Origin of the sequence: Streptomyces sp. NPDC021012 (assembly GCF_044333355.1) — a bacterium.
Lineage (GTDB): Bacteria > Actinomycetota > Actinomycetes > Streptomycetales > Streptomycetaceae > Streptomyces.
This window is the reverse complement of the sequence record NZ_JBIRQU010000015.1, coordinates 135,239-151,872: the sequence shown is the minus strand read 5'-3', so window position 1 is coordinate 151,872 and position 16,634 is coordinate 135,239. Positions and strand designations below refer to the sequence as shown.

The 16,634-nt window shown below is 73.4% G+C and carries 15 protein-coding genes; 5 read left to right on the top strand and 10 right to left on the bottom strand.

Annotated elements, in window-relative coordinates:
* Nucleotides 1-304: ferrochelatase (locus tag ACH4TP_RS34435; RefSeq protein WP_398440143.1), on the bottom strand; the 304-nt coding region annotated here is incomplete at its 3' end.
* A 169-nt stretch (nucleotides 305-473) separates the two neighbouring features.
* On the opposite strand from ACH4TP_RS34435, the gene ACH4TP_RS34430 reads away from it, so the two are divergent.
* Nucleotides 474-1,736 (top strand): MFS transporter, encoded by a 1,263-nt coding sequence (locus ACH4TP_RS34430; RefSeq protein ID WP_398440142.1) that lies wholly within the window; start codon nucleotides 474-476, stop codon nucleotides 1,734-1,736.
* Nucleotides 1,675-3,015: a D-arabinono-1,4-lactone oxidase gene (locus ACH4TP_RS34425; RefSeq protein ID WP_398440141.1), complete on the top strand. Its 1,341-nt coding sequence runs from the start codon at nucleotides 1,675-1,677 to the stop codon at nucleotides 3,013-3,015. The genes ACH4TP_RS34430 and ACH4TP_RS34425 overlap by 62 nt, the downstream gene beginning before the upstream one ends.
* A 3-nt stretch (nucleotides 3,016-3,018) precedes the next feature.
* Here ACH4TP_RS34425 and ACH4TP_RS34420 read toward each other — a convergent pair whose 3' ends face one another.
* Nucleotides 3,019-3,897, bottom strand: a complete 879-nt coding sequence (locus ACH4TP_RS34420) for a hypothetical protein (protein WP_398440140.1) — start codon at nucleotides 3,895-3,897, stop codon at nucleotides 3,019-3,021.
* A gap of 487 nt (nucleotides 3,898-4,384) precedes the next feature.
* Between ACH4TP_RS34420 and sepH the strand changes: the two genes are divergently transcribed.
* Complete coding sequence (gene sepH, locus ACH4TP_RS34415; RefSeq protein ID WP_389236737.1) at nucleotides 4,385-5,425, top strand: septation protein SepH; 1,041 nt, start codon at nucleotides 4,385-4,387, stop codon at nucleotides 5,423-5,425.
* Between the two features lie 371 nt (nucleotides 5,426-5,796).
* Here sepH and ACH4TP_RS34410 read toward each other — a convergent pair whose 3' ends face one another.
* The gene (locus ACH4TP_RS34410) at nucleotides 5,797-6,624 is read right to left on the bottom strand and encodes a sulfurtransferase (protein WP_389236735.1); all 828 of its coding nucleotides are present in this window, start codon (nucleotides 6,622-6,624) and stop codon (nucleotides 5,797-5,799) included.
* 96 nt (nucleotides 6,625-6,720) lie between these two features.
* On the opposite strand from ACH4TP_RS34410, the gene ACH4TP_RS34405 reads away from it, so the two are divergent.
* Nucleotides 6,721-7,494 (top strand): VOC family protein, encoded by a 774-nt coding sequence (locus ACH4TP_RS34405; protein ID WP_398190771.1) that lies wholly within the window; start codon nucleotides 6,721-6,723, stop codon nucleotides 7,492-7,494.
* 34 nt (nucleotides 7,495-7,528) lie between these two features.
* On the opposite strand, the gene ACH4TP_RS34400 is transcribed toward ACH4TP_RS34405, so the two are convergent.
* From ACH4TP_RS34400 to ACH4TP_RS34385, 4 genes are all read right to left on the bottom strand, one after another.
* Complete coding sequence (locus tag ACH4TP_RS34400; protein ID WP_398440139.1) at nucleotides 7,529-8,896, bottom strand: polysialyltransferase family glycosyltransferase; 1,368 nt, start codon at nucleotides 8,894-8,896, stop codon at nucleotides 7,529-7,531.
* Between the two features lie 3 nt (nucleotides 8,897-8,899).
* Nucleotides 8,900-9,865, bottom strand: a complete 966-nt coding sequence (locus tag ACH4TP_RS34395; RefSeq protein WP_398190777.1) for a glycosyltransferase family 2 protein — start codon at nucleotides 9,863-9,865, stop codon at nucleotides 8,900-8,902.
* Nucleotides 9,866-9,995: 130 nt separating this feature from the next.
* Complete coding sequence (locus tag ACH4TP_RS34390; RefSeq protein ID WP_398440138.1) at nucleotides 9,996-12,563, bottom strand: YfhO family protein; 2,568 nt, start codon at nucleotides 12,561-12,563, stop codon at nucleotides 9,996-9,998.
* A gap of 163 nt (nucleotides 12,564-12,726) precedes the next feature.
* Entirely contained in the window at nucleotides 12,727-13,329 is a 603-nt protein-coding gene (locus ACH4TP_RS34385; protein WP_398190782.1) for an isochorismatase family protein, read from the bottom strand.
* Between the two features lie 118 nt (nucleotides 13,330-13,447).
* On the opposite strand from ACH4TP_RS34385, the gene ACH4TP_RS34380 reads away from it, so the two are divergent.
* A complete protein-coding gene (locus ACH4TP_RS34380) occupies nucleotides 13,448-14,122 on the top strand; it encodes a TetR/AcrR family transcriptional regulator (protein ID WP_398190785.1) in 675 nt (224 codons plus the stop codon).
* Nucleotides 14,123-14,131: 9 nt separating this feature from the next.
* Here ACH4TP_RS34380 and ACH4TP_RS34375 read toward each other — a convergent pair whose 3' ends face one another.
* The 3 genes from ACH4TP_RS34375 to ACH4TP_RS34365 are packed head-to-tail and all read right to left on the bottom strand — an operon-like array spanning nucleotide 14,132 to nucleotide 16,626.
* Nucleotides 14,132-14,782: a thymidine kinase gene (locus tag ACH4TP_RS34375; protein WP_389236722.1), complete on the bottom strand. Its 651-nt coding sequence runs from the start codon at nucleotides 14,780-14,782 to the stop codon at nucleotides 14,132-14,134.
* 42 nt (nucleotides 14,783-14,824) lie between these two features.
* Nucleotides 14,825-16,030, bottom strand: a complete 1,206-nt coding sequence (locus ACH4TP_RS34370) for an alkaline phosphatase family protein (RefSeq protein WP_398190788.1) — start codon at nucleotides 16,028-16,030, stop codon at nucleotides 14,825-14,827.
* Nucleotides 16,030-16,626 carry a DUF5998 family protein gene (locus ACH4TP_RS34365; protein WP_389236720.1) on the bottom strand — a complete coding sequence of 199 codons (597 nt, stop codon included), beginning with the start codon at nucleotides 16,624-16,626 and terminating at the stop codon, nucleotides 16,030-16,032. Before ACH4TP_RS34365 ends, ACH4TP_RS34370 begins: the two co-directional genes overlap by 1 nt.
* Nucleotides 16,627-16,634 lie beyond the last annotated feature (8 nt).

The window sequence follows — 16,634 nt, the reverse complement described above, 5'->3', positions numbered from 1 at the left end:
CGCGGAGGGTGTCGGTGAGGTACGGCGCCCAGTTCCGGTTCCCCCAGTAGACCGGCAGGCCGAGCCCGGCCCGCGCGAAGTCCTTCCGCAGCGCGCCGAGGAGCTCGCGGTTGTGGTCGTTGATCGGGGAGACGCCGCCGAAGAGGAAGTAGTGCTGTCCCACTTCCTTGAGCCGTTCCTTCGGGATGCCGCGGCCGCGCGTCACGTTCTCCAGGAACGGGACCACGTCGTCCGGGCCCTCGGGGCCGCCGAAGGAGAGCAGCAGCAGGGCGTCGTACGGGGCGGGATCGTGCTGATCGGACATGGCACCGATCCTCCCACCCGCGCCCGGCGGCGGGGGGCGCGGCCCTTCCGTGGTCGATCGTCCGCAAAACCGTTCGTCATGGCCGTTCGTCCGAAAAAGGGGGATGACCGATCGACTTCAACACCGTAGGCTTTAGCTGTTAATTACACGTGTTGACCAAGGATCTCTCTTGCCCAGTCCCTACCGCGCGATCTTCGCGGCGCCCGGAACCGCCTCGTTCTCCGTCGCGGGGTTCGTCGGCCGGATGCCGCTGTCCATGATGGGCATCGGCATCGTGACCATGATTTCGCAGGTCACCGGCCGGTACGGCCTGGCCGGCGCGCTCTCGGCGACGCTCGCGATGTCCGCCGCGGTGCTCGGCCCCCTGGTCTCGCGCCTGGTCGACCGGCACGGACAGCGCAGGGTGCTCCGCCCGGTGACGCTGGTGTCGCTCGTCGCGGCCACCGGGCTCCTCCTCTGCGTGCAGCAGAAGGCACCGGACTGGACCCTCTTCGTCTTCACGGCCGTGATCGGCGTCGTGCCGAGCCTCGGCGCGATGATCCGCGCCCGCTGGGCGGAGATCTACCGGGGCGAGGAGCGGCGCCTGCACACGGCGTACTCCTGGGAGTCGATCGTCGACGAGGTGTGCTTCATCTTCGGCCCGATCCTCTCCATCGGCCTGTCGACCGCCTGGTTCCCCGAGGCCGGCCCGCTGTTCGCCGCGGCGTTCCTGGCCGTCGGCGTCTTCTGGCTGACCGCGCAGCGCGCCACGGAGCCGGTCCCCCATCCCCAGGAGGGCGCCCGCGGCACCTCCGCGCTCCGCTCCCCCGGCCTCCAGGTGCTCACCCTCGCCTTCGTCGCCACCGGCGCCATCTTCGGCTCGGTGGACGTGGTGACCGTGGCCTTCGCCGAGGAGCGGGGCCACAAGGCCGCCGCCAGCCTCGTCCTGGCCGTCTACGCGCTGGGCTCCGGCCTGGCCGGCGCCGTCTTCGGACTGCTCCACCTCAAGGGCGAGGCGTCCCGCAGGTGGCTCCTGGGCATATGCGCGATGGCCGTGAGTATGATCCCCCTCCTACTGGCCGGGAACCTGCCGTTGCTGGCCGTGGCGCTCTTTGTCGCGGGCCTGTCCATCGCACCGACGATGGTGACCACCATGGCCCTCGTCGAAGCGCACGTACCGCGCACCAAGCTGACCGAGGGCATGACCTGGACGGGTACAGGGCTCGCGATCGGCGTGGCGCTCGGCTCCTCGGCCGCCGGCTGGGTGGTCGACGCGTCGGGGGCCGAGGCGGGGTACGTGGTGCCCGTCGTCTCGGGCGCGCTCGCGGTCGCGGTGGGTCTCCTCGGACACCGCCGGCTGCGCAGGCCGGCGCCGAACCGGGAGGGGCAGCGTGAGCGGGACGACAACAGCGGGGCCGGGCAGCGCCAGGACGGCGAGCAGCCCGTGGCGTAACTGGGCGGGGAACGTCACCTCCCGCCCCGTGCGGGAGGTGAGTCCGGCCTCGGCCGAGGAGCTCGCCGAGGCGGTGCGCCGCGCTGCCGGGGACGGGCTCCGGGTGAAGACGGTCGGTACGGGCCACTCCTTCACCTCGATCGCCGCCACGGACGGCGTGCTGATCCGGCCGGGCCTGCTGACCGGGATCCGGCGGATCGACCGCGAGGCGATGACCGTGACGGTCGAGTCGGGCACGCCGCTGAAGCGGCTCAACGTGGCGCTGGCCCGCGAGGGCCTGTCGCTCACGAACATGGGCGACATCATGGAGCAGACCGTCGCCGGCGCCACCTCCACCGGTACGCACGGCACGGGCCGCGAGTCGGCGTCCATCGCCGCGCAGATCCGCGAGCTGGAGCTGGTGACGGCCTCGGGCGAGCTGCTGACCTGTTCGGAGAAGGAGAACCCGGAGGTCTTCGCGGCCGCCCGGATCGGTCTCGGCGCGCTCGGCGTGATCACGGCGATCACCTTCGCGGTGGAGCCGATCTTCCTGCTCACCGCGCGCGAGGAGCCGATGACCTTCGACCGGGTCACCTCGGAGTTCGACGCGCTGCATGCGGAGAACGAGCACTTCGAGTTCTACTGGTTCCCCCACACGGACAACTGCAACACCAAGCGCAACAACCGCAGCGCGGGCCCCGCCGCCCCGCCCGGAAAGATCAGCGGCTGGATCGAGGACGAGCTCCTCTCCAACGGGATCTTCCAGGTCGCCTGCTCGCTGGGCCGGGCGGTGCCGCCGGTCATCCCGTCGATCGCCAAGGTCTCCAGCCGGGCCCTGTCGGCCCGTACGTACACCGACATCCCGTACAAGGTCTTCACCTCGCCGCGCCGGGTCCGCTTCCTGGAGATGGAGTACGCGCTTCCGCGTGAGGCGGCGGTCGCCGCGCTCCGCGAGGTCAAGGCGATGGTCGAGCGCTCGCCGCTCAAGGTGAGCTTCCCGGTGGAGGTGCGCACGGCCCCGGCGGACGACATCGCGCTGTCCACGGCCTCGGGGCGGGAGACCGCGTACATCGCCGTCCACCTTTACAAGGGAACGCCCCACCAGGCGTACTTCACCGCGGTGGAGCGCATCATGACGGCGCACGGGGGCCGCCCCCACTGGGGCAAGGTCCACACCCGTGACGCCGCCTACTTCTCCGAGGTCTACCCGCGCTTCGGCGAGTTCACGGCGCTGCGCGACCGGCTCGACCCGGACCGGGTGTTCGCCAACGACTACCTGCGCCGGGTCCTGGGCGACTGACCGTCACCCGGTCGTCCCCTCGGCCCCGTTGTCGGCTCCGGCCGGTGCCGGGGCCGTCGGGGTCTCGGGCTGCCCCGCGCCGGAGGTCGGCTCCCGGGTCGGCGCGGTCGGTTCCGTCGTCGGGCCGGTCGGCGTCGGGGCGGGCGTCGTCCCGCCACCGGTGGAAGCGGAGAGGGTGGGGGTCGGCTCCGTCGACGGCGTCCCGGTCGCGGGTTCCCGGGTCGGCGTGGTGCCCGCCGTGGGGGTGCCGGTGCCGCCCCGCTGCCGCCCGGTGCCGTCCGCGGACCCCGACGGCGCGGGCGTGGGCCCCTGGTCCCGCTCGGGCGCGTCCTGGCCCGCGCCGCCGCCGCGGACGACGGAGCCGAACGTGGTCGTGCCCTGCTTGCCGCTGAAGTCCTCTCCGGCGACCAGCTCGTAGGCGGTGATGCCGCCCATGGTGACGCCGAAGACCAGGGCGGCCGCGATCGCCGGGCGCTTCCAGCCCCGGACGCGGGTGCCGTGGGTGGTCGCCTCGCCGAACTCCCCGTCGGACGGCACGGGGGCGGCGACCGTGCCCAGCATCAGGGTGCGGTCGTCCCCCGGCCCGGCGGGGACCGGGACCTGGCGCGCCTTCGGCTTGGCCGCCGCGGTCACGTCGCGGACCTGCTCGCCGGTGCGCTTGAAGAGGTGCTGGAAGAGCGGTCCGCCGCAGGTCGCGATGACACTGATCACACCGGCGCCGAGGATCGTGCCGTACACGCCGAGGGTCGAGGCGAGTTTGGCGGCGATGACCGCGGCCAGGGCGCTGCCGGAGACCTGGGCCAGGCTCAGGTCGATCCTCTTCCTGGCTTTCTCCCCGCCTTCCTCCGGCTCGTCCCCGTCGGTTTCCGGCCTGTGACGCATCTCCGACCCCTGGTGGTTCATCCGTTCGCCTTGCACCCAGAAGGGACAAACGGGAGAAGCGAATAGTTCCGTTTCTGCTGTTTCTGTGAAGAGCGACACGTACGGGGGAAGACCACGGAGACTCAACTCCCGTACCGCCCGAGAAGTTGGGCGGCGCGCCGGTCCACCCAAGTGGCCCGAATGGAGTACATTGACGAACCCTGGGTCCGGACGCCCTCACGGGTGCCCGGAATCACGGGGAGGGAGCCGGACACGGCGCTCGAACCGGCGACGCCTCGGCATCGCACGGAAACCGACTGCACAGAGTGACCGCCAGTCACTCCGGGTAGTGAAACAGGTAACCGTGCCATAACGGCGCTCCAGGGTCCATGCCCGACACGCCGGGCAACTCGGCAAGGTAGTGGCAGGCTGCACCCGGGCAGGCCACACTCGACTAGCGGAAGCAGCGACGCACGTGACGTCGGCAGGCACCACCCGGGAGGTCCCCATGCCCGAACTGCGTGTCGTGGCCGTCTCCAACGACGGCACACGACTGGTGCTGAAGGCTGCTGACAGCACGGAGTACACGCTTCCGATCGACGAGCGGCTCCGCGCCGCCGTGCGCAACGACCGCGCGCGCCTCGGCCAGATCGAGATCGAGGTGGAGAGCCACCTCCGCCCCCGTGACATCCAGGCCCGTATAAGGGCCGGTGCCTCCGCCGAGGAGGTCGCCCAGCTCGCCGGCATCCCCGTCGACCGCGTGCGCCGCTTCGAGGGCCCCGTGCTCGCGGAGCGCGCCTTCATGGCCGAGCGGGCCCGCAAGACCCCGGTCCGCAGGCCCGGGGAGAACAGCGGCCCGCAGCTCGGCGAGGCGGTGCAGGAGCGGCTGCTGCTGCGCGGCGCCGAGAAGGACACCGTGCAGTGGGACTCCTGGCGGCGCGACGACGGCACCTGGGAGGTGCTGCTCGTCTACCGGGTCGCGGGCGAGGTCCACACGGCCAGCTGGACGTACGACCCGCCGAGGCGGCTCGTCCAGGCCGTGGACGACGAGGCGCGGGCCCTGATCGGCGAGACGGACGACACGATCGCCGCCGCGCCGGAGCCGAGCTTCCCCTTCGTGCCGCGCATCGCCCGGCTGCCCCGGGACAGGCCGCTCGACCGCGCCCTGGACCGCCAGATCGACCGGTCCGAACGCCAGCTGGAGCGGGCGCCCGCGCCCGTCGAGCCGGAGGAGGAGCGGGACTCCCTGACCAGCCTCCTGGAGGCCGTGCCCAGCTTCCGCGGCGACATGGTCGTGCCCGAGCCGCCGGACACCGAGCCCTCGGAGGAGGCGGAGGTGGAGGAGCCGCCGGCTCCGGCCGCCTCGGCGGGCGCGGGCTCGGCCTACGCCGACGTCCTGATGCCGCGCGCGGTCTCGGGCCACCGCGACCGGCTGCACGGCGCCACGGACCGCCAGGCCGAGGCCGACGGCGTCCGCCCGGGCCGCCGCGCCGCCGTACCGAGCTGGGACGAGATCGTCTTCGGCACCCGCAGGAAGAAGCAGGACTGACGCCGTACGGGAAAGGCCCGCGCCGTTCGACGGCGCGGGCCTTTCGCGCACGACGCTGACACGGGCTCTTCGCATACGACGCCCCTGCGGGCCCGGGCCGCCGGACGGCGCCGACCGGGGTCCCGTGCAGGCATCGCGGGGCCGGGCCGCGGTATGCGGCAGCTGATGCCGTACGAGGTCACCGCGGGTCCCGGCCGACGCACCGCGCCGGTCCGTCCCGTACGGGGTCACCGCAGGACCCGGCCGGCGCATGCCGCCGGTCCGTCCCGCACGGGCCACCGCCGGCCGGGATGCGATACCCGGCGGCTGATCCCGTACGGGGGTCACCGCGGGTCCCGGCCGACGCACCGCGCCGGTCCGTCCCGTACGGGCTACCGCGGGTCCGGGCCCGTGGCCACCGGGCGGGTGGGGTCCGAGGACCATTCCGACCAGGAGCCGGCGTAGAGGGCGGCGGGGATGCCCGCGATCTCCAGGGCGAGCACCTCGTGGGCGCCCGAGACGCCCGAGCCGCAGTAGACGGCGACCGGGGTCCCCTCGGCCGCGCCCAGCGCGGTGAAGCGGTCCCGCAGGACGTCAGCGGCGAGGAAGAGGCCCCCGGCGTCGACGTTCTCGGTCGTAGGGGCCGACACCGCGCCCGGGACGTGCCCGCCGACGCGGTCGATCGGCTCCACGTCGCCCCGGTAGCGCTCGGCCGCCCGCGCGTCCAGGAGCAGCCCCGTGTCGGCCCACGCCGCCGCCGCGTCGGCGTCGAGCAGCCCGAGGGCGCCCGGCTCCGGCCGGAAGTCGCCCGGCTCCGGGGCGGGGACCTTCTCGGTCAGCTCGCCCGTCCAGGCCGCGAGGCCCCCGTCCAGGACCCGCACGTCCGGGTGGCCCGCCCAGCGGAGCAGCCACCAGGCGCGGGCCGCGCCCCAGCCGAGGCCGCCGTCGTAGACGACGACCGGCCGGTCCGCCGAGACGCCCGCCCGGCGCATCACGGCCCCGAAGGCCTCCGGGTCGGGCAGCGGGTGGCGGCCGCCGCTCCCGGGCGGTCCCGCGAGTTCCGCGTCCAGGTCGACGTAGACCGCGCCGGGAAGGTGGCCGGCCTCGTACGCGGGCCGTCCGGGCGGGCCGCCGAGCGTCCAGCGGACGTCCAGGAGGACCGGCGGCCGGGGCCCGGCCGACTCGCTGAGCAGTTCGCTTGCGGAGATGATGGGCTTCATGGGAGCCATCCTCGCGCAGCCGCACGGCCGCGGGGTACGGACTCGGCGACCTCCGGCGGGGTCGCGCCACGACGATGGTCCGAGGTGACAGTGACGATGACCGAGGCGACTCCGCGCCCGCCCGGCACACCCTGCTGGGTGAGCCTGATGGTGCACGGGCTCGACGCCACGCAGGAGTTCTACAACGCGCTCTTCGGCTGGGAGTTCGTCCCCGGTCCACAGCAGCTCGGCCCGTACGTGCGCGCGCTGCTCGACGGCAAGGAGGTGGCGGGCATCGGCCGGCTGCCGCCCGACCGGCACCTGCGCATCGCCTGGACCCCGTACCTGGCCACGGCGGACGCCGACGAGACCGCCGAGAACATCCGCTGCTGCGGCGGCACCGTCGCCGTCGGCCCGCTGGACGCGGGCGAGGCGGGCCGCATGGTGATCTGCTCCGACCCGACCGGCGCGGTCTTCGGCGTCTGGCAGGCCGAGGAGCACCACGGCACGGCGATCGCGGGACCGCCGGGGACCCCGGTGTGGAACGAGCTCCTGACGTACGAGACGTCCTCGACCGGCAAGTTCTACCGGGCGGTCTTCGGTTTCGAGGTCGAGCCCGTCGTCTCCGCCGACCACGACTACGCCACGCTCCACGTGGCCGGGACCCCGGTGGCCTCGCTGCACGGCGTCGGGAACGCGCTGCCCCGGGACCGGGGCCCGCACTGGATGACGTACTTCGAGGTCGCCGACACGGACGCGGCCACGCGGCTCGTGCTCGAACTGGGCGGTCAGGTGCTGCGCCCGCCGCGCGAGGGCACGGCGGGGCGGCTCGCCCTGGTGACGGACCCGGAGGGCGCGGTCTTCACCCTGGTCAGGTCCGCCGGGCGCTGACCCCCCGCGGCGCCGCCTGCCCCGCCCAGCCGGTTCAGCCCCGTCGGCTCCGTGCCAGGGCGCGGCGCAGGCGGGGCGTTCCCGTCCGTTCCCTGGCGGCTCCTCCACCGGGCAGGCCGAGCTCGGTGAGCCGTTCGGCGGTGAAGTGGTGGGCGGTGCCGGGGTCCGCGTGGTGCTCCGCCAGGAAGGCGGCGGCCTCCTCGCGGAGCCCCGGGTGGGCCTTGTGCCGCATGCAGTAGCCGACGGCCCGGACCAGGGGCGTGAGCGAGGCGGGGGCCGGTCCGGGGACCGAGGGCTCCTCGCCGCGCTCCAGGTCCGCGACCAGGTGGTCGACGACGGTGAGCGGGATGCGGTTGCTGTTCTCGAAGGGGGTGAGCCGTTCGAGGACCTCGGCGGTGCCCACGCGCGCGATGGGGACGTCGTAGTAGACGGCGGCGGTGAGCATCGCGGTGGAGAAGCAGCCGACGACGAGCTCGGGCCGGCAGCGCTCGTAGAAGGTCTCCGCGAGCAGCGGCCCGTCGAGGACCGTGAGCCGTACGCCGCTCCGCCCGGCCTCCTCGTCCAGGGCCTGGGAGTAGCGGGCGGGGGCGCTCGGGTGCGGCTTGAAGACGATCGAGCGGTGTCCGGCCGCGGCGGCCCCGCGCAGCATCCGTACGTGCAGCTCTTCCTCCTCCTCGGCGGTGAGGAGGGAGAGGGCGGCGAGGTACTGGCCGAGCAGGAGGGCCGTCGGGGCCGCGGCGGCCGCCCGTGCGATCTCCTGGTCGTCGGCCGCCTCCTCGGCGATCTCGGCGAGGACGGCACGGAAGGCGGTGTCGGGGACGAGCTCGGGCTCGATCCCGTACTCGCTGAGCAGGAGGGGCCGCAGGCCCGGCACCAGGTCGAGGTGGAGGACCCGGCGGACGCGGCAGGCGATCGACTGGGCGAGGTCGGAGCGGGTCGGGCCGTAGCTCATCAGGCCGTCCGCGTAGACGTGCACGGCGCTCTCGGGGAAGGTGCCGGCGAGCGCCTTGGCCGGGTTGACCTGGATGGACTCGACGATCAGCTCGACCGGGGCGGTGCCGAGGTCCCAGGCGGTGCGCAGGACGCGCTGCCAGAGCGGGGCCTCCTCGGGGCGGGGGGCCCAGGCGGCGGGGTGGTACGGGTGGATCGTCTCGTTCCATTCGAGGGTGCCGTCGAAGCGGGCGGCGATCCGGTCGTACCCGGTCATGTCCTCCAGGCGCAGGGCGGTCTCCGGGATCTCGGCGTTGCGCGAGATCAGCAGGAGCCTGCGGGCGGAGTCGCGGGGGCCGAACTGTCCGGCGTCGAGCGCGGCGGCCAGGGTGGCCGCGCCGTACAGGGTGGACACCTGGAAGATCTGGACCGGCAGGTCGGGGGCCGGTGCCTTCTCGGGGGCGGGGGCCATGGGTCAGGCGGTCCTTCCGGTGGCGCGCAGGCTCCGCAGGAGGGTGCTGCGCGGGGTGTCCATGGTGGCGAGGGTCTCGTCGAGGACCTCCTGCGGCATCCGGAGCAGGGCGTCGCGGACGTCGGAGCGCAGCCGCGCGGCGACGGCGGGCTCGTACGTGTCCACCTTCCCCATGTGGAAGGCGATCATCGCGCAGTAGGTGCGGACCGCCTTCGGGAGGAAGCGGTCGGCCTCGGCGTCCCGGGAGACGTCGTCGAGCAGGAGGTCGTACGAGGGAATGAAGTCCAGCTGCCGGTTGTCGGTGATCTGGGTGAGCGAGGTGGTGACGCCCCGCCGGTAGAAGACCCCGTGCAGGGAAAGCGCCGCGAAGGTGCGCGCCTTGAGGTGGAGCCGCCAGATCCAGAGGCGGTCCTCGGCGGTTCTGAGGGAGGTCTCGAAACGGGATTCGCCGTTCTCGAAGAGGCGCCCGCTGTAAATGCCGAAGGGGACGAAGGGGTAATCGACCATCGTCACCATGCTGGCCGGGGAGATTCCGTCCCGGGGGTCCATGACGGTGTCGCGCCGCTTCGCCGGGGCATAGCGGATCTGCCGCTTGCGGCCTTCCGAGAGGACGTGGTCGGTCCGGGCGAAATCGCAGTCCAGGCGGGAGATTCCGGCCACGGCGGCGCTCAGGTGGCCGGGGGCGTACCAGTCGTCGCCGTCGAGGAAGGTGAGGTAGTCGCCGCGCGCCGCGTCGATTCCGGTGTTGCGCGCCTGGGCGACGCCCTGGTTCGTCTCGTGCCGGATGACGGTGGCATGGGGCAGGCGGTCCCGCCAGCGGTCGAGGATCTCCGGGGTGTCGTCCGTCGAGCAGTCGTCGATCAGCAGGAACTCGAATTCCGGATCCGCGTTGTTCGCGAGACTGCGCAGGGTGTCGGGCGCATAGGGCCCGACATTGTGGAACGGTACGACGACGGACAGTTTCGGCACTCGGGATCCCCACACTGAATCGAACAATTAAACGCCGTTATGGCGGGCACAGTAACGACCGACTTTTCCCGGTGAACGAGCCGCGCGTGCACTCCGGGTGAACTCTTGTCGTATCCGGTACGAACCCCCGTCACCGGCGGGCCCGCCGCCGGTGGAGGAGCCCCGTCGCGGCGAGCGCGAGGAGCGCGGCCGCGCCGACCGCGCCGCCGAGCTTGAGCCCCGGCGGCCGGAAGGAGCAGCCGACCGTGCTCGCCCGTCCGTCGAGGGGGACGGCGACGAGGCCCTGGTACGCGCGCGCGGGGCGCGGTTCCGCGTCGCCGGCGGCGCAGCGCCAGCCGGAGATGCGCGGCACGGCGAGGACGGCGATGCCCGTGCTGCCCGGGGGCAGTTCGGCGGTGACGGTGTGTCCGGTGGCACGCACGCGCGTGGCGCCGGTGGCGGTGAGCTGCCGTACGGCGGTGTCGAGCCGGGCGCGGACCAGGCAGCCGACGGGTTCCCGGGGCAGCCGCGGCTTGCCTTCGGGGCCCAGGTCGATCCGTACCGCACCGGAGGTAGGGACGGCGCCGAGGGCCTGCATGGGGGCGCGTACGGAGGGCGGCTTGCCGTCGAACTCGACGGGCCGCTCCCCCGCCAGGGCCGCCGTGCCCTTGTACTCGGGCGCCCAGAACCAGACCTGGGAGCCCGCGGGGCAGGTGGCGGTGAGGGTGCGTCCGGTACGGCGCGGGGCGGGCAGCTCGTACACGTCGGCGCCGAGCAGGCGTTCCTGCCGGGCGAAGGCCGAGTCCCCGGGGTGGGTGGCCGGTCGCTCCGTCGGACGGACGGTGACCAGAGGCGGGACGGGGGTGGTGGTGGCGGTGACCGTGGCGCGGGGCAGGGCGTCCTGCCGTACCGGCTCCGTGGGCCGCGAGCGCAGCCGGGTGCCGATGGAGAACAGGGCGTCGGCCACCGGGTTGTCGAGGCCGACCGGGTGCCGGCCCTTGGCGTAGTAGCCGAAGCCGAGGGAGGCCAGGGTCCGGGAGGTCACGTCCGAGGTGAGGCTGCTGTAGTAGTCGGCGCCCTGTCCTCCGACGAGCAGCACGTCATTGCCCCCGGGGACCTCACCGGGGTCCGTGCGGTGGGCGGGCCAGGCGTCCGCGCGGGCCGTCTCGGCCGCGACGGCCTCGTGCCAGGGGCCGATCCGGGGCGACCAGGAGACCTTGCTCCGCTGCTGCTCCTCGATCCGCTTGCCGGTGACGGCCGCCTCGCCCGCCTGCGCGGCGACGAGCAGGATCACGGCCAGGACGGGGAGTACGCGCGCGGTGGACCGGCGGGGGCCCGCCGGATCGGGGAGTACGCGCGCGTGGAGCCGGCGTTCGCCGGCCAGGGCCATGAGGACGGCGGCGAGCGCGAGGAGGGCGGCCGCGCCGGAGGCGGGGAAGGTCCACCGGTCGATGTCGACGCTCCCCCGGGCCGCCCAGGCCAGGGCTCCGAGCAGCGCCGCGCCCCCGAGGAGCGCCGCCGGCCGGGGCACTCCCCGGGCCGCGGAGAACCAGGCGCCGATCAGCAACAGGCCGCACAGGACGAAGGTCTGACGGTACGGGATGCCGTTGGGCGAGGCGCCCGCGTGCCACAGCAGATGGGTCGGCTCCCACTGGAGCGAGAGCGTCACCAGGACGATCGCGGCCGTCCAGCCGGCCCGGACGCGCGGCGCGACGGCCCGGTTGAAGGGCAGCGTCAGCGCGAGCGCGAGGGCGGGCGTGCCGATGAAGAGGGCGGGGCTGGTGACGCTCGCGGTGGCGGGCAGGAACCGGGCGAAGAGGTCCGTCCAGGGCGCGGGCGCGAAGGTGGTCTCCGGGGTGGGGTCGGCGACCTTCGTGGCGAGGAAGACGACCACGACGAGCGGCGCGGCGAGCCCGATGCCGATGAGGACGCCCCGGGCGGCGCGCAGCATCCCGGCGAGGCGCTGCCGGGCGCCGGCGGTCTCCTCGGCGGTGAGGAGGCGGACGACGAGGACGACGGCGGCGCCGAGGGTCGCCATGTACGCGGTGTAGAAGTTGGCGATCCAGGCCAGGGCGACGACGAGGGGGCCGAGAACGGGGCGGCGGCCGGTGCGGGCCCACTCGCCGACCAGGCAGAGCAGGGGGAAGGCGACGAGCCCGTCGAGCCACATCGGGACGGTGGCACCGTAGTTGAAGGTCCAGCCGGAGAGGGCGTACGCGGTGCCGAGCACGGCGGCGACCGGCCACGGACCGGGGCGCAGCCGCAGGAGCAGCAGCGCCATCGCGGCCGCCGCGGCGGTGATCTTGGCGGCGGTGACGACGTACAGGGCGAGTTCGACGCGGTCCGCCGGGAAGAGCACGACGAGCAGGTCGAAGGGGCTGCTCAGGTAGGTGCCGATGTCGCCGAGGAAGTTGGCGCCGAAGCCGGAGTTCCAGTTGAGGAAGGCGTCCCCGTGCGTCTCGCCGAGCAGGAAGGCCCGCCAGTAGGCGTGGAACGGCAGGTACTGCTGGCCGAGGTCGACGATGTTCCTGCTCACCGGGCCGAAGGGGTACGTGCGGGAGAGCCGGGTGGCGAGGCAGAACAGTACGGCGGTGAGCAGGGCGGCGGCGGCCGGGGCCCGCAGGACCGCGCCCCGGCGCCGTCCGTCGCCGCCGGGCTCGTCCCGTACCGCCCCTTGCCGGGGGTCCTCGACGTACACGGCCTCGGCGGCGGGTGGCACACATCCTCCAGGGGGCGTACGGCACTTGGGACGCCCGGAGGGGTCGTCACGGGCCGACCGCCATTACCGCCGAGGCGGGCGACCCGCAACCGATCAGCAGGCGCTCTTCAGGCGCACCCCGGGTGAACTCCGGGTGCCGGCGGCGCCGATGGGGCCGATGGCGTCAGCCGACGAGCTCGTCGACCGTGCGGGCCACGGTGCCGAACAGGTCCCGGACCGTCGTGAGGCTCGCGGCCTGGAGCGCGGCCGAGGACTGGACGGTGCCGTCCGGCGCCTCCAGGGGGCGGGTCGCGGTGGCCTCGGCGACCACGGTCGGGCGGTAGCCGAGGTTGAAGGCGCCCTGGGCGGTGAAGAGGACGCACATGTGCGTCATGAAGCCGGCGACGACGAGGTCGCCGCCCACCCCGAGGTCCTTGAGGACCTCCTCCAGGTCCGTGGCGTGGAAGGCGTTGGGGAACTGCTTGACGACGACCTTCTCGCCCTCGACCGGGGCCACTTCGTCGCTGATCGCGCCGATCTCGGCCCGGATGTCGTACGGGGTGCCCTCACCGCCGTCGTTGACGACGTGGACGACCGGGGCACCCGCGGCGCGGGCGGCGGCGAGGAGCCGGGCGGCGGCGGCCACGGCCTCCTCGGCCCCGTCGAGCCGCATGACGCCGGTGCGGTAGGTGTTCTGGAAGTCGATCATGATCAGGGCCGACTCGCCCAGCCGCGGCAGCTCCTGGGGCAGGCCGATCACGTCGCGCAGGGTGGTGGAGGCGGTCATGGCGGTTCCTCTCGGTCGACGAATGACGTTAGAGACGCTAACACACTTCGTTAACATCGCTATCAGCGAACCGTGATCGACCCAGGTCCGCACTGTTAGCGCTGTTATCGTGGAAGCCATGTCGACGGCACGAGAGCGCATCCTGGAAGCCACCGGGGAACTGCTCGCCACCAAGGACGCGCTGGCCATCTCGACCCGGGCCATCTGCGACCGGGCGAAGGTCGGCATGCCCGAGATCTACCGCCAGTTCGGCGACAAGCAGGGCCTGCTCACGGCGGTGGCCGACATCGGCTTCGCGCGCTTCCTCGCCGAGAAGCGGCGGAACCCGCTCACCGAGGACCCGGTGGCGGACCTGCGCACGGCCTGGGACAGCCACGTCGCCTTCGCGCTGCGCAACCCGTACCTCTACCGCCTGATGTTCACGCCGACGGGCGACGCCAAGCCGCAGGCCATCAAGGAGGCCCAGGCGATCCTCCTGAAGGCCGTGGAGCGCTGCCGTGACGCCGGGCGCCTGCGCATGACCCCCGAACTGGCCGGCCAGGCCGTCCTCTCCGCCAACGTGGGCGTGTGCATGATGGCGCTGTCCTTCCCCGAGCTCTTCGAGGACCCCGCCATCTCGCATGCGGTGCGCGACGCCGTCATCGGAAAGGTCACCGGCGACGAGCACGAGGACACCCGCGTCGTCTCCGCGACCGTCCTCGCCCAGGCCCTGCTCGGGACCCTGACGGGAACGGCCCCGCTGGACCCCGCCGCCCTCGACGACCTGACCCGCGCCCTCCGGCCGCCGGCCTGAGACCCGCCGTCAGGCGTGGCCGACGGGGAGCACGTCCGGGGAGAGGGCGCCCGCGTGGGCGGAGGCCGAGGTCACGCGGCGGCGGTGGTGGCGGCGGCAGAGGACCTCGTAGCCGATCTCCTCCGCCGGACGGTTCACGTCGCCGACGACGACCTGCTCGCCCTCGACGACCATCTCGCCGCCGACCGTGCGGGCGTTGTGCGTGGCGCGGGCGCCGCACCAGCACAGGGCCTCGACCTGGAGCTGCTCGATCCGGTCCGCCAGCTCGATCAGCCGCTGCGAGCCGGGGAACAGCTTCGTACGGAAGTCCGTCGTGATCCCGAAGGCGAAGACGTCCAGACCGAGGTCGTCGACGATGCGGGCGAGCTGGTCGATCTGCTCCGGGGCGAGGAACTGGGCCTCGTCCACGATCACGTAGTCGGCCTTGCCGCCCTGGGAGAGCTGGGTCACGAGGTACGCGTACAGGTCCATGTCGCGCGGCGCCTCGACCGCCTCCGTCACCAGGCCGAGCCGGGAGGACAGCTTGCCCTCGCCCGCCCGGTCGTCACGGGTGAAGATCACGCCCTGAAGCCCCCGCGCGTCGCGGTTGTGGGCGATCTGGAGCGCCAGGGTGCTCTTCCCACAGTCCATGGTTCCGGAGAAGAAGACCAGCTCGGGCATGACGGGACAGGGACCTTTCGGGGGCAGGGATCGGGGACGGGCTCAGGAACGGACTTCGAGCAGCGGGACCAGCTGCTCCGCGGGGGTCATCGACCCGTGCATGCCGACCATCGCGGACTCGTGCGGCTCGTTGACGGAGGCGGTGATCGCCACGTCGTCGTGGGCCGCGGCGACGACGTCGCCGATCCGGCCGTACACCCGCTCGTCGACCTCGGCGCCGAACCAGCCGAGGGAGATGGCCTCGTCGCGGCTCGCCACCCAGAACTGCTCGCCGACGACCTCGCGCCAGCAGGTGAGGACGTCCGCCTCGGCGCCGGGCACGGCGTAGATGTGGCGGGCCCGGCCCTCGCCGCCGAGGAGGGCGACGCCGGCGCGCAGCTCCCAGTCCTCGTCGAAGTCGATGCGGTGCTCGTCGTCGAAGGGGATGTCGACCATGCCGTGGTCGGCCGTGACGTACAGGGCCGCGCGGGGCGGCAGTTGCTCGGCGAGCCGCTGCACGAGCCGGTCGACGAACATCAGCTGGCCGCGCCAGGCGTCGGAGTCGATGCCGAAGCGGTGGCCGGCGCCGTCGAGCTCGCTGTAGTACGTGTAGACCAGCGAGCGGTCGCCGCCGGCGAGCTGCTCGGCGGCGAAGTCCATGCGCTCCTCGCCGGAGAGCCGCCCGTGAAACGTTCCGCCGCTGAGCGCGACCTTGGTGAGGGGGGTCTGCTCGAAGATCGGGGAGGACACCTGGGCGGTGTGGATCCCGGCCTCGTGCGCGAGCTGGAAGACGGTCGGGTACGGCTGCCAGACGTGCGGCGCGGTCCACGGCTTCCAGCGCAGCTGGTTCATCAGCTCGCCGGTCTCGGGGTTGCGCACGGTGTAGCCGGGCAGCCCGTGCGTCCCCGGGTGGCGGCCGGTGCCGACGGAGGCCAGCGAGGTCGCGGTGGTGGCGGGGAACCCGGCGGTGACCGGACGCCCCGTGCCGCCCCGCGAGGAGCCGAGGAGCGAGGTCAGGTACGGGGCCTCGTCCGGGTGGGCCTTGATCTGCTCCCAGCCGAGCCCGTCGATCAGGAAGACGCAGTTCCGGTCGGCCGGGGCCAGCTCCGCGATCCGCGCGTCGAAGCCGGGCACTCCCTGGCCCGCCACGAGCGTCGGCAGCAGGTCGCCGAGCGAGCCGGAGGTGTACTCGGGCACCGGAGCGGTTTCCGGGGCGAGCGGGACCGGGTCGTCGGGCCAGCCGTGGGTCACGGCGGTGGGCTGCGCCATCAGCGGGTGGGCGCGGCGGTCGCCGCGATGGCTTCGGAGAGGGCCTGGGCGAACGCGAGGGTCTGCCGGACGGTGTCCGGGCCGTCCCCGGCGTCGCTCACGCGCAGGCTGAGGTCGTCGGCGGTGGCATTGCCGGTGTAGCCGTGGTCGGCGTCGCAGTTGGGGTCGCCGCAGGCGGCGGGCTCCAGGTCGATGCGGGAGACGGCGCCCCAGCCGATGGTGAGGACCACCTCGCGGGGCAGCGTGCCCGGCGTGTACGACTCGGGGTTGGCGACGACGCGGCTGACGACGACCGACGAGATCCGGTCGAGCTTCACGGACTCGGTGGAGGTCGTGGCGTACGGGCTCGGGGAGCTCGTGTCGGCGGCCTGCTCGTCCGTGTGGCTGACGATGAAGCGGTGCGGGGTCAGGACGAGGACGGTGACGTGGCGCCGGACCTCGTTCGCGTCGAAGGTGGTCTCCTGGTGGACCACGTACGACGAAACGGCCTCGCCGCCGACGGCGGCCTCCACCGCCTCGGCCACGAGGGCCGGGTAATAGCCGCTGCGCTCGATCGCCGCGCGCAGCCCCTGGGTCGTCGTACCGCTCTTTGCCATGGACTCCA

Excerpts from the sequence above, each read along its gene's own strand:
- ACH4TP_RS34385 (WP_398190782.1), bottom strand. The coding sequence starts at position 13,329 with ATGACCGCCTCCACCACCCTGCGCGACGTGATCGGCCTGCCCCAGGAG.
- ACH4TP_RS34380 (WP_398190785.1), top strand. The coding sequence starts at position 13,448 with ATGTCGACGGCACGAGAGCGCATCCTGGAAGCCACCGGGGAACTGCTC.
- ACH4TP_RS34405 (WP_398190771.1), top strand. The coding sequence starts at position 6,721 with ATGACCGAGGCGACTCCGCGCCCGCCCGGCACACCCTGCTGGGTGAGC.
- sepH (WP_389236737.1), top strand. The coding sequence starts at position 4,385 with ATGCCCGAACTGCGTGTCGTGGCCGTCTCCAACGACGGCACACGACTG.
- ACH4TP_RS34400 (WP_398440139.1), bottom strand. The coding sequence starts at position 8,896 with ATGGCCCCCGCCCCCGAGAAGGCACCGGCCCCCGACCTGCCGGTCCAG.
- ACH4TP_RS34365 (WP_389236720.1), bottom strand. The coding sequence starts at position 16,626 with ATGGCAAAGAGCGGTACGACGACCCAGGGGCTGCGCGCGGCGATCGAG.
- ACH4TP_RS34410 (WP_389236735.1), bottom strand. The coding sequence starts at position 6,624 with ATGAAGCCCATCATCTCCGCAAGCGAACTGCTCAGCGAGTCGGCCGGG.
- ACH4TP_RS34375 (WP_389236722.1), bottom strand. The coding sequence starts at position 14,782 with ATGCCCGAGCTGGTCTTCTTCTCCGGAACCATGGACTGTGGGAAGAGC.
- ACH4TP_RS34420 (WP_398440140.1), bottom strand. The coding sequence starts at position 3,897 with ATGCGTCACAGGCCGGAAACCGACGGGGACGAGCCGGAGGAAGGCGGG.
- ACH4TP_RS34370 (WP_398190788.1), bottom strand. The coding sequence starts at position 16,030 with ATGGCGCAGCCCACCGCCGTGACCCACGGCTGGCCCGACGACCCGGTC.